Raw genomic sequence first — 11,646 nt, 5'->3', positions numbered from 1 at the left:
GCACGCCGCCAGCGTTCGTCCTGAGCCAGGATCAAACTCTCCATAATAGTAAAACTATTTGAAAGCTTAATTGCTCATTTGCGTTGCTAGCGAGATTTCGCAATCTCTTTGTTGAACGATTTCTCGTTCGTGCTTACTCACTCGTTGTTCAGTTTTCAAAGATCAATTTCTTCCGTTTTAATCCTTCGCCCCTCAAAGGCGACTTGATCAATATACCACATCAGCCTATTCGATTGCAAGAACTTTTTTTTAATTTCTTTCGTTCTCTCGTTCGACCGCCGAAGCGACAAGGAGTAATATAACAAATCCACAAACCGATTGCAAGCTTTTTATACATTGTAAAATATGAAAATTAAAAAAGCTCCAGTGCGTATTGCACCAGAGCTTGAACCTTTTTAACCTTGGCTTCCTATAAAGATGTAACGAGCTAGGATTAGAATCGCCAGTACCCACATTAACCAGTGAATCGGGTAACGCGTCGGACTTTTGCCACCTAGGTTAGATGCCGCTGCCAGAACTACATACGAAACGATACCGAAGGAGATACCATTCGCAATATTGTAAGTGAAAGGCATCAATACAATTGTAAGGAAAGCTGGGATTGCTAAAACGAAATCTTGAAAGTCGATCTCACGAATGGATTGAACCATCAGAACACCAACCACGATCAACGCTGCCGCTGTCGCAGAACCAGGAACCAACATAGCAATTGGAGCCAAGAACAGAGCAAGCAAGAAACATACGCCCGTAGTTACCGCAGTTAAACCTGTACGTCCGCCTTCAGCTACCCCCGCTGCACTTTCTACGAAAGCAGTAACGGTACTTGTCCCAACTAACGCGCCGCCGCTAACACCAATCGCATCCACGAACATGGCCTTACCTACACGCTTGTTGCCTTCTTCTTTGTTCTTCATAATACCCGCACGATTCGCTGTTCCAACCATTGTACCGAATGTATCAAAAAGCTCAACAAACGTAAACGTCGCGATAACCGAAACAATCCCTGTTGTCATAATGCCTGCAAAATCAAAATCAGCGAAACGAAGCTTGGACAAATCAGGAATCCATGTTGTCTCTGCACTAGTCAAAGTCCCGAGATTAACCATACCCATGAAATACCCAATGATAGTCGTAGCCAAAATACCGATCAAGATAGCGCCGCGAAGACGAAGCACCATAAAGATGGAAATCAACAAGACCCCAACGATTGTTAAAATAACGCCTTTATCTTCTAATGAACCCATGTGGAACACAGTTTCAAATGAAAGTACATCTGTAAATTGATGCGCCTTAATATCTTTGCCACTTTCAACCGCAACGGTTAAGATGCCGCTGTTCTTGAAGCCGATCATCGCGATGAACAAACCAATACCCACGGTAATCGCATGCTTCAGGCTGTCTGGAATGGCCACAAGGAGCATTTGACGGACTCTGGTAACGGTAAGAATGATGAAAATAATCCCTGAAATGAATACGGCTGTTAAAGCCATTGAAAACGTGAATTTACCTTGCGAAGTTAAAATAATGGTTGCGAAGTAAGCATTCAAGCCCATTCCCGGAGCTAGCGCAACTGGAAAGTTAACGAATAATCCCATTGCAATCGTCATGACACCTGCAGCAATCGCTGTAGCCAAGAAAATCGAAGTCCAGTCACCGCCGGTTGCACCCGATTTAAAAGCACTCAAAATGTCTGGATTTACCGCAAGGATGTAAGCCATTGTCATGAAGGTGGTTATCCCAGCCATGATTTCTGTTCTTACTGTCGTGCCGTTTTGTTTCAATTTAAAAAAGCGATCCATTTTCCTACTCCTCCTAAACGAATGGTGGGGAACCAAGGATAAACGCCCTTGTCGTCCTTTCAAGGACGAGCGCGTTTATCAAGGTTGTGCGAAGCAAAAGTATACATATATACTTTCTGGCAACAGCAAAAACCCGGAATCATAATGCCTGATTCCGGGTACGAAAAAGGAGCTATCCATATGAGAGCTGCCTTCGATGTGTAAAGGTGCACGTAGAAACTCATACGGATTCCGTTCCTTTTTTTCGTAGCCAGATCATTTGCGGTGATCTCGTAGAAACTCTTAGGCCAATTCCCAAGATTATACGAAAAACTGTTATCCATAACACATTTTAGTTGGGAAATAACCAGATGTCAATAAAAAAGACGAACGATAAAGGGGTATATTTTCCCAAAACGTTCGTCTTTTACTAGTGATTTATATTATTCCCACTCAATGGTAGCTGGCGGCTTAGAAGTGATGTCATAAACGATCCGATTCACGTTCTCAACTTCATTAACGATACGAACCGAAATCTTCTCGAGCACATCCCACGGAATACGCGCCCAGTCAGCTGTCATGCCATCAATAGATGTAACAGCACGAATACCTACGGTATAGGAGTAAGTTCTTGCGTCACCCATAACTCCCACGCTTTTCATGCCTGGAAGTGCTGTGAAGTACTGCCAGATCTCACGATCTAAGCCAGCTTTGGCGATTTCGTCGCGCAGAATAGCGTCGGATTCACGAACGATTTTCAGCTTATCCTCCGTAACTTCACCTAGAACACGAATAGCTAGACCAGGACCTGGGAAAGGCTGTCTCCAAACGATTGCTGCTGGAAGGCCACACTCCTCGCCTACTTTACGCACTTCGTCTTTGAACAGTGTTTTGAGCGGCTCGATGAGCTTGAACTTCATATCTTTCGGCAGCCCGCCTACGTTATGGTGCGATTTGATCGTTTGAGCAGTAGCCGTACCGCTTTCCACGATATCTGTGTATAGAGTACCTTGGGCTAGGAAAGTAAAGTCATCGAACTGACTGGACTCCTCTTCAAATACACGGATGAATTCGGTACCGATAATTTTACGTTTTTGCTCAGGATCGTCTACGCCGGCCAGCTTGCCGAGGAAACGGTCACGTGCATCAATTTTAACCACTTTCATATCGAATTTACCGACAAAAGTGTCCATAACGCTTTCTGCTTCACCTTGACGCAGCAAACCATGATCAATAAACATACATGTCAGCTGATCGCCGATCGCTTTATGCAGCAGAATAGCAACAACCGATGAATCCACACCGCCGCTTAGTGCGCACAGGACTTTCTTGTCGCCAACTTCTTGACGAAGCTCTTTGATCATGTCTTCCACGAAAGAGGACATTGTCCAGTCGCCGACGCAACCGCATACGCCATAGATAAAGTTATGGATCATTTCATTCCCTTGAAGGGAATGACGAACTTCCGGGTGGAACTGTACGGCATGAATGTTGCGCTCACGGTTACTCATTGCTGCAATCGGAAGTGAATCCGTGCTTGCTTCTATAACGAAGCCTTCAGGCAGAACGGAAACGTGATCGCCGTGACTCATCCACACGGTTTGTTTGGATTCTAACCCTTTCACTAGCGGGCTTTCATTCGTAAATGCAAGATCGGCCTTGCCATATTCACGCGTATGCGCACGTTCAACTTTACCGTTCAGTTGGTGAGCAATTAACTGCATGCCATAGCAAATCCCTAAGATTGGAATGCCCAAATCAAAGACTCCTGCATCAACAGCCGGAGCTCCTTCACCGTATACACTCGACGGACCGCCTGAGAACACAATCCCCTTCGGGTTAAGCTCACGAATTTTATCAACAGTTGTATTGAACGGCAGCAGCTCGCTGTAAACGCCCAAATCACGAATTCGTCTAGCAATCAGTTGATTATACTGGCCTCCAAAATCTAATACGACAATCATTTCACTCGGTTTACTCATTATCCGACCTCCTAGATTCATAGCGATTGAGGTTTAAGGGGTTCCCCTTGTCCACTTATCACTATTTATAGGTACTAATTTTAAACATTAGGTACCTAGGATGTAAAGGGGTTTAATGTGTCTTTTGAATGGCTTTCCAAATTGCAGTAATTTCCCGCTTTGTATAGGTCAATGAATTAGCCGTATCATAACGGACACTTTCGTAAATCAAGGCAAATTCGAGCAGCGCTTGTTTCTGTCGTTGATCATTGAAATTTAGCGTTGTGACGTACTCTCGCACCGTCTGGCTAGCGGATTTTGCGCCGTATTTGCGAAATAGCTGCATCCATAAACGGTCCATATAAGGTGTCATGGGGTGTGAATTGCCCTGCTTGCTTTTGTAAGTTGGAAAATACAGCCGCGTATTGACTGGTAACCCTTTTCGCCTTAGCAAAACGATAATACCCACAAGAAGGAGACCACATCCGATTAGAACAATGAATGCTTTCCTATTAGTCTTTGCAAAATTGACAATTCCATCCTTCATTGCATGAAGCCACTCGCTTGGATAGGTCGTAAATTTGGATGGCGTAGGTATGTTCGTGAGTGAAGCAGTCATCGCCGCTTGCTCCATAGCAGCTGTCGTCAAGGTTTCTCTCGGATGGTCGGACGAAATACCAGAGAAACCCGGCGTAGGCTCAAACGGCACCCAGCCCATGGAAGGAAAATAAACTTCCACCCAGGAATGCGCATCTTGATTGCGAACCATAACTTCATTTAGCCCATCTTCATCGCTAGATGCTTGAAGTGTCCCTGGAGCGAACCCTTTGACCCAGCGGGCAGGCACACCGACTGAACGAAGCATGACGACCATCGAGGTTGAAAAATGATCACAATACCCTGTCCGGTCTACGAACAGAAAATGACTGACAAAATCCTCATTGCGGCTTGGATGCGTTGACTTTTCGAGACTATAGGTATAGGTATGGCTTAAATACTGCTCAATCGCAACTGCTTTGGCATAAGGCGTCAGACTATTCGCTGTCACTTGCTCGGCAATGCTGCGAACAGATCGCGGCAAAGAAGCCGGAAGCTGGAGATATTCCCCTGTAATATCAGAGGGATAACTACCCATATCCGTGTTAAGTATGGATGGATCTTCATGCACGGGTTGAATCGTTATTTTGTAATAAGATAAAGGATCCATGATCTCGGGCAAAGTCACTTTACCATTAGATTTAGATATAAGTAGGCTGCTCGGTGTTAGAGGTTTTCCCTTTTCGTTCAAAAGCATATCAACGCCTAGTAACTTTCCACCTACAAACAATTGGTTATTAGGCGACTTCGTGTTCCATAGAATTTCCTGATTTACTGCCCTACCTGTGAATGGTGGATTAGCAGAAACATAAGGTTCCAGTGTTTGATTGGGCTCGGTCCAGCCTTTGCCGTCGTAGAAGCTTTTGGATTCTCCGCGCCAGTAGGTTAATTCGGATGTTCTGGCTGTGAATACCGGAGTCGTGTCCACCTGGAGTGGACCTCCTAAGGAAGAGTCATCTTGACCGTATCCAGACCGAGCAATAGCACCGTTCGCCCCTGTATCTTCCTTGTAAAGTTCAAATATGCGGTCGTATAAATATGCCCAGCTAACCGGTTTCATGAGAGGAGCAGGCTCCGCCCGTTTTGCCGAGTACCATCCTACACTAGCTAGCGCACTTACAACGACCAAGCTGACTACTATCCATTGAAAAAAGCCGCCCGAACGCACCGAAGAAATGCCGTAGGTTTGTTCAATTCTTGAGAGATTGAGCAGCGATAACAGAAGCAGTCCAAATCCTATTGTACGCATAATCCCTTGAACCGTATCCGCGCCAAGCACCAACTGTAAGAAGACAAGATACATGAGCGTGGCCGTAACAAACCAAAGACTGTGCTGCCTCTGCAGCATGAGAGCCTGCACGACTGAGATCAGGAGTGACCAACCTAACAGAAAGAGCAGCGTTCGCATTTGACCGCTGATAAGGTCGAAATGAGCTTGAACAATATAAACCATATCCTGAGAGATGATCCTTACCAAATCGATGATCCATGCTCCGGTTACAAAGCCTTCACGATCAAACATAAAGCCGATGAAGAGCACGATTATAACGCTTTTGGCTGTCCATCCCCAAACATAAGGAACCTTGAAGCAGTCTATGGCGATGCAGATCGCAAAAACGACCAGAATGGGACCGATTTGAATGGAGGCATCGGCCATCCAGGCTAAAGGACGGAGCCATTCCGAAAGCAGCAGGAAGAGCAGCAGTGAGATTAGACTGTCTCGGAAAAAGGTGTTGGTGATTGGCGATGATGTCTGCGCGTTAGTGATGGCGCTTGAATGGAAGATTGGACTTGATGGGATAGCGGAATTAGCTCCCGTAAGTGATGACGAATTAGAAGAAAGAGACTTCAAGCGCGACGAGTCTGCGTTTGTGCGTAAAGTGCGAGACTTCAAGCGCGACGAGTTTGCGCTTGTGAATAAAGGGCGTGAAAGAGCACGCGGTGCGTGGCGAGGTTCAAGCGGTTGCATCCGCGACACCTCCTTGCTTTGGCCACTGGCCCCGCGGATGCGGCACTTCCGTGAAGCTGCAGCCTACGGCCTGCAGCTGAGAAGCCCCCTCTCGCTCCGCGACCGAGAGGGAGGGCCGCGCGTGCACGTAGATCACGTGCACGGACCGGCGCTTGGTGCGCGCATCCGCGATCGCGCGCACCAGCGCTAGGTCCAACGTCGATGTGATGCACAGCATCGACGCATCCAGCGGCAAGGCCGCCGCCTCTTTCCTGACGAGGTCAGGAAAGGAAAGGGCGGGCTTGCCGCCCACGCTCGCGAGTACTTCGTACGCGAGCGTGAGATCAGGGCGAATCGTCGGCGCGATTCGCCTTGCACCCGAGCTGCTGGCGAAGCCGCAGCTCTCGCGCCCGCCAGCGGCGGCTTCGAAGAAGCCCGCCGCGAGGGCGACGCCCTTCTCCAGCAGCGGCTGCGCCGCCTCCGCTGGACCCGCCGCAGGCGCCGCGTCGAGCAACAGCATCCGCTTCGCGGAGGATGCTTGCTCGGGGTCCTTGGTCATCAGCCGGCTCAGCCTGGCTGTGGATTTCCAATGAATGCGGTGGTAGGGATCACCGCTGACATAATCGCGAACACCGCTGATCAGCGGTGTGTCGGCTTTTGGGCCACGGATGGCAGACACATCTCCATCCTCCGATTGAAATGTCATGCCAGATCCTGTCAAGGAATCTGGTCTCGGATAGACAACACACCGATGAAGATCATCGCGGTAAGCTTTTCGAACAGCAAAGCCAAATAAATCACCGGTCACCGCCTCAAAGCCTGCGAACCGATAAACACCTCGCATAAGATCCGTCATTTTATAATGGAGGATGAAGGCTGATCGAAACCCCGGGAAAAGCAGCTTGTTGTAGCGCAGCTTCACTCCGCTTCCTTCATGAATCCATGTTTCCTTAATAATCATCCAAGGCAATGGTAAAAACGTACGATGCCCAACCTGCAAAGTGATGGCAACGTCATCACCAGATACGAAAACTTCGCCTGACAACTGCCGGCTAACGGTTAGTCCTTTTAATGCGAATACATAAAATAATCCAGCTTGAATCCAAATTAATGTCAAACAAATCCCTAAATACCAAGCGGCAAATCCACCTTGCCAATACGCCAAAACGATTGACAGCACACATCCCACAACCAACAGCGACGTTTTACCCCAGCTTCTCATCACAGGCCTACTTCCCCGAGACGTAACGAAGAACAGGAGTTTGTAGGGAGGCTAGTAAGTCTGTCAAAATCGACTCTGCGGACTTGCCCGTCATTCGTGCTTCGGAAGTCAGAATAAGCCGGTGTGTCCAGATCGGCAGCGCCAAATCCTTAATGTCATCCGGTACCACGAAACTTCTGCCCTTCATATAGGCATACGTTTGCGAAGCGCGCATCAAGGCGTAGGACGCTCTTGGACTTGCACCCAAGTACAAATCAGCATGCTCCCTAGTTGCCAAGGCCAGACGAACAATGAAATCTTTTAACGTATTATCGACATGAATCATAGCTGCTTCCCGTTGCAATTGCACAAACTCATCCTGTACGATAACAGGCTTCAAGTGATCCAGTGGCTGGCGATCTTGCAGGCGATCCAGCATCAGAATTTCTTGCTCAGGCGTCGGATAACCAAGTGACAACTTCATCATAAAACGATCCATCTGCGCCTCCGGCAGCGCATACGTACCTTCATAGTCCACAGGATTTTGCGTAGCTAATAAGACGAAGGGTTTAGGCAACTCATAACTCACCCCGTCAATCGTAACCCGCTTCTCTTCCATTGCCTCTAAGAAAGCAGATTGTGTCTTCGGTGAGGTACGGTTGACTTCGTCTGCCAACACGATTGGAGTCATTAAAGGTCCAGGGCGAAACTCAAAATCATTCGTCTTCACATTAAATACAGAGACGCCGGTTACATCAGACGGCAATAAATCAGGCGTGCACTGAATTCTCTTAAACTCACAACCAATCGTCCTAGCCAAGGCACGTACAAGCATCGTCTTCCCAACACCGGGTACGTCTTCTAGCAAAAGATGGCCGCCGCTCAGCATAGCAACGAACGCTTTCTCTATCGTCTCTCTCTTTCCAACTATCACTTTCTCTACGTTCATGATCATCCGTTCCACGAGAGGCTGCGGCTGATCGAATATTCGTGTTTTCGACTGCATAGACAAGAAGCCTCCTTTATAAGGGTATGCTTCTAGTTTTTCCAGCCCTCTACTATTTTAGACATTACCCTCCCATGGCAAATAGAGAGTTTTTCAGAAGACTATCATTCTCTTTAAATATATAAAAAGGCCGTAATGCCACAGACACCTCTCGCTTATTAGATTCTATGACCGTATCTGTAATTCGCCCGCCTAGTAAATCTATGGTTTTTCTTAAAGGAACGATGATACTACCGTCTTTGAAATCCATATCCGCTAATGAATAGGTAGCTACGCTATTACCTAGGGTATAAAGCCTGATGCTTCTAGTGGACAAATCATATTCCAAATCATAAACACCAAAATGTGCATTCGCCGTCTTCTTATCAGCCAGCCATTCTACTTGTCCGCCCATTTTCTCTACGAGAAAGCGCATAGGCAGTTCAATCCGGTTAGCACGCAGCTGGTACTTTGCAGGTTCAATTGTAAAACTGCTGCCTCCGGCCACATGTACTTGCAGCGGCAACACCGCTTGCGCCGATAGAATTTGTGCCGTTTCTTCTCTGGCTACTATCGTTTGCTGGGCAAAATGCTGTTCAGCATCCTTCTGATCTGGATCCGTCTGAATATGCGCTAAAGCATATTGCTGAGTTTCTTTCATTAGCTCTTGGAAATGGGCCAAACTCATGTTTCTCGACCACTTCGATTTACCCACTGGGAATTGTTTGGGCTTAACCTGAGTCGTAAGGGGAGCGAACGCGTAACCTAATTTTTTGTAATAGCTGATGACTTGGGGCAATACCTCTACCGTTGACTCATGCCCGCTGCCATCATGAAACAGGATGTTGATCTCGTGTTCGAGCGGTGATTCCTTAATCGTTTGCCAAATTTCATTCACAGGTACATGCGCTCTTTTGGAATCACCGCTGTCAACATTCCAGTCAGTAACGATATAACCTGCTTGATCCATCAAATAGTAGTAGTACGAATCAAAATTTGTATATGTACCTCCAGGGGCACGCACCAATTGCGGTCTGGTATCAGCCAAACTGGCGAATATGTCCTCACTACGTTGGATTTGGTCCCAAAAGGTTTGGAAATCGCTATACAGCTCTTTATATACATGATTATAGGAATGATTGCCTAATGTATGCCCGTCTTGCACGATTCTTTTCACCAATTCAGGGTGTGCCTGAGCTTGCTCGCCAAGTGCGAAAAAAGTAGCTTTCACATTCTCTTTATCTAAAATATCCAGCACTTGACTCGTCAGCTTGCTAGGACCGTCATCAAAGGTTAAGTAAACGGTTGGCTGTTCCGGTGTTTCATACGTCTTCACGCTCTGCGGGCGCTTGCCTGTTTTGAGTTTTTGATAAAGGTCTTGTCCTGCTTGTGCTTCTGCTTGTGCTTGTGCGGAGTTTCCATCGCTCTCTGTTGCCTTGGCCGGAACGCACAAGAAAAATAGAGAAACTAGTAAAAGGACTACTACTGAAAATTGAACTCTTTTCTGTCTGTTGGTCGCACGTTGTACCCGAAAGCGCATCCGATGATCCCTCCGCTTGTTCTATCATTTTGCTAACTGATAGATTATATGGGAGAACCCTCAAGAGTATGTCTCTATGACAAAAACTACCCCTCTCGGAGTGAGAAGGATAGTTTTTAGTGGAAGGACCTAAGTTGCTTTGGTTCAAATTATTGCTAAATTTCTTGCGGTACAGCCTCATTTTTCGCTTGTGTTGTCACGTTAAACAAGGGCCTGCTGCCAATAAGACCAATGAAACTAACAACTAATAAGACTCCGAGCAAAAGAATGGCCGTCCTAGCGCCTTGAAAAGAAACAATTTGCGTACAGACGCCAATGAGCAGAACTCGCATCCCCATCCCTACGGTGTTGAAAAAGCTATTTACACGACCGATCAAATGATTTGGAACCATTTCCATCAAAATCGTATTGCGCGCTACGCGACTCCCTGCATTTCCCCATCCGTTCAACGTTTTGAATAGGAGAAAAATAGAGACTAGTGGGAATACGTAAAAGAAGACAATCGACAGACTAAAAATGACAAACGAAAGAATCGTCGTATAGTAAGAGCCCAAACGCTGCATGAGCAGCGGGACCGTTAAACCGGCCAAGACAGCTCCGATGGCGAAAATCATATCGGCTGCCCCGAGCACACTGGCCCCTCCATGGAGGACACTTGTAATATAGACGGGGTAAAGATAATTACCAACCATAACAAACAGAAACGGCATCAGCGCGCAAAGGAAAAACATGACCAACAGCGGTCTCGTTTTCAAATAGGCGAAGCCTTCTCTGATATTTGACCACATGGAAACGGCGCCGTTTGCCGCGACAGACCTGTTCTTGATATAGGGAATAAGCAAAAATAGACCAAAGCCTAAGAAGTAAGTCATCGCGTCCGCTAATAGAATCCAGGCAAAATCGATATGATCAATCAGTAGACTCGCCAAGCCTCCCGCGATCATCGATGTGGATTGATTTTGGACCTCGAGGATGGAATTTAGCGTCTTGTACTGTTCCTTCGAGAAGATCTCCTGTGTAAAAGCGAACTGGGTTGGAAAGTGAACGTTATAATACAGAGAACCGCTAAAATAAATGACGATCAGCTGCCATGTTTCGAAGTGACCGGTACTTAGTCCCCAAAGAGCAAACAGCAGTGTGACCGATCCTCCGATCACTTCACTGCCCAGCAGCATTTTCTTTCGGGAAATGCGGTCAATATATACGCCGATGTGCGGCGATAGGAAGAAAAGTATGATGGTTGATGCTAGTGTTGCATAACCAAAGATCTCACTCCCCCCTGCTCGATTCACTAACAGCCACGGCACGCCGATCATCGTTATTCCTGAGCCGATCGAGGATAAGATGTTGGCTATCATGAGAAACGTCATTCTTCGGTCTTTGAGCATCGTCCACATGTGAGAAAGTCCTTTCAAGAACAATGAATATATTTTTATTACAGCATAATTTTAACACAAAATTAGTATCAGAAATGATTCAGAAGAAAAAACCACAAGCGAGATTAGCTTCTCGGTTTGTGGTTTTCATAATTGATATTTTTAGGGTTACTTCTGTCTTTTATCAATTACACTCTGATGTTGATGCTTTAGAGCCTCAATGTAGCATGTATGCTTATCTGGCGATAATGAATAGTAGA

At 46.6% G+C, this 11,646-nt stretch carries 7 protein-coding genes and 1 riboswitch; all 7 genes read right to left on the bottom strand.

Annotation, left to right across the window (positions count from 1 at the left end):
- Positions 1-395: 395 nt before the first annotated feature.
- On the bottom strand, positions 396-1,799 hold the full coding sequence (locus ASG93_RS18370; RefSeq protein WP_056834036.1) for an NCS2 family permease: 1,404 nt from the start codon (positions 1,797-1,799) through the stop codon (positions 396-398).
- A 227-nt stretch (positions 1,800-2,026) separates the two neighbouring features.
- Positions 2,027-2,127, bottom strand: a riboswitch (purine riboswitch).
- A 94-nt stretch (positions 2,128-2,221) separates the two neighbouring features.
- Positions 2,222-3,760: a glutamine-hydrolyzing GMP synthase gene (guaA, locus tag ASG93_RS18365; RefSeq protein ID WP_056834034.1), complete on the bottom strand. Its 1,539-nt coding sequence runs from the start codon at positions 3,758-3,760 to the stop codon at positions 2,222-2,224.
- Positions 3,761-3,872: 112 nt separating this feature from the next.
- Positions 3,873-6,305 (bottom strand): transglutaminase domain-containing protein, encoded by a 2,433-nt coding sequence (locus ASG93_RS18360; protein WP_056834032.1) that lies wholly within the window; start codon positions 6,303-6,305, stop codon positions 3,873-3,875.
- Positions 6,292-7,506, bottom strand: a complete 1,215-nt coding sequence (locus ASG93_RS18355; protein WP_056834030.1) for a DUF58 domain-containing protein — start codon at positions 7,504-7,506, stop codon at positions 6,292-6,294. Before ASG93_RS18355 ends, ASG93_RS18360 begins: the two co-directional genes overlap by 14 nt.
- A gap of 7 nt (positions 7,507-7,513) precedes the next feature.
- On the bottom strand, positions 7,514-8,491 hold the full coding sequence (locus ASG93_RS18350) for an AAA family ATPase (protein ID WP_056834028.1): 978 nt from the start codon (positions 8,489-8,491) through the stop codon (positions 7,514-7,516).
- 64 nt (positions 8,492-8,555) lie between these two features.
- Positions 8,556-10,010 carry a polysaccharide deacetylase gene (locus ASG93_RS18345; RefSeq protein WP_056834026.1) on the bottom strand — a complete coding sequence of 485 codons (1,455 nt, stop codon included), beginning with the start codon at positions 10,008-10,010 and terminating at the stop codon, positions 8,556-8,558.
- Between the two features lie 155 nt (positions 10,011-10,165).
- Positions 10,166-11,407: an MFS transporter gene (locus ASG93_RS18340; RefSeq protein ID WP_056834024.1), complete on the bottom strand. Its 1,242-nt coding sequence runs from the start codon at positions 11,405-11,407 to the stop codon at positions 10,166-10,168.
- Positions 11,408-11,646 lie beyond the last annotated feature (239 nt).

This window comes from Paenibacillus sp. Soil787 (assembly GCF_001429545.1).
GTDB lineage: Bacteria > Bacillota > Bacilli > Paenibacillales > NBRC-103111 > Paenibacillus_E.
Note: the sequence above shows the minus strand (reverse complement) of the source record. Positions and strands in the feature narration are given on the sequence as shown.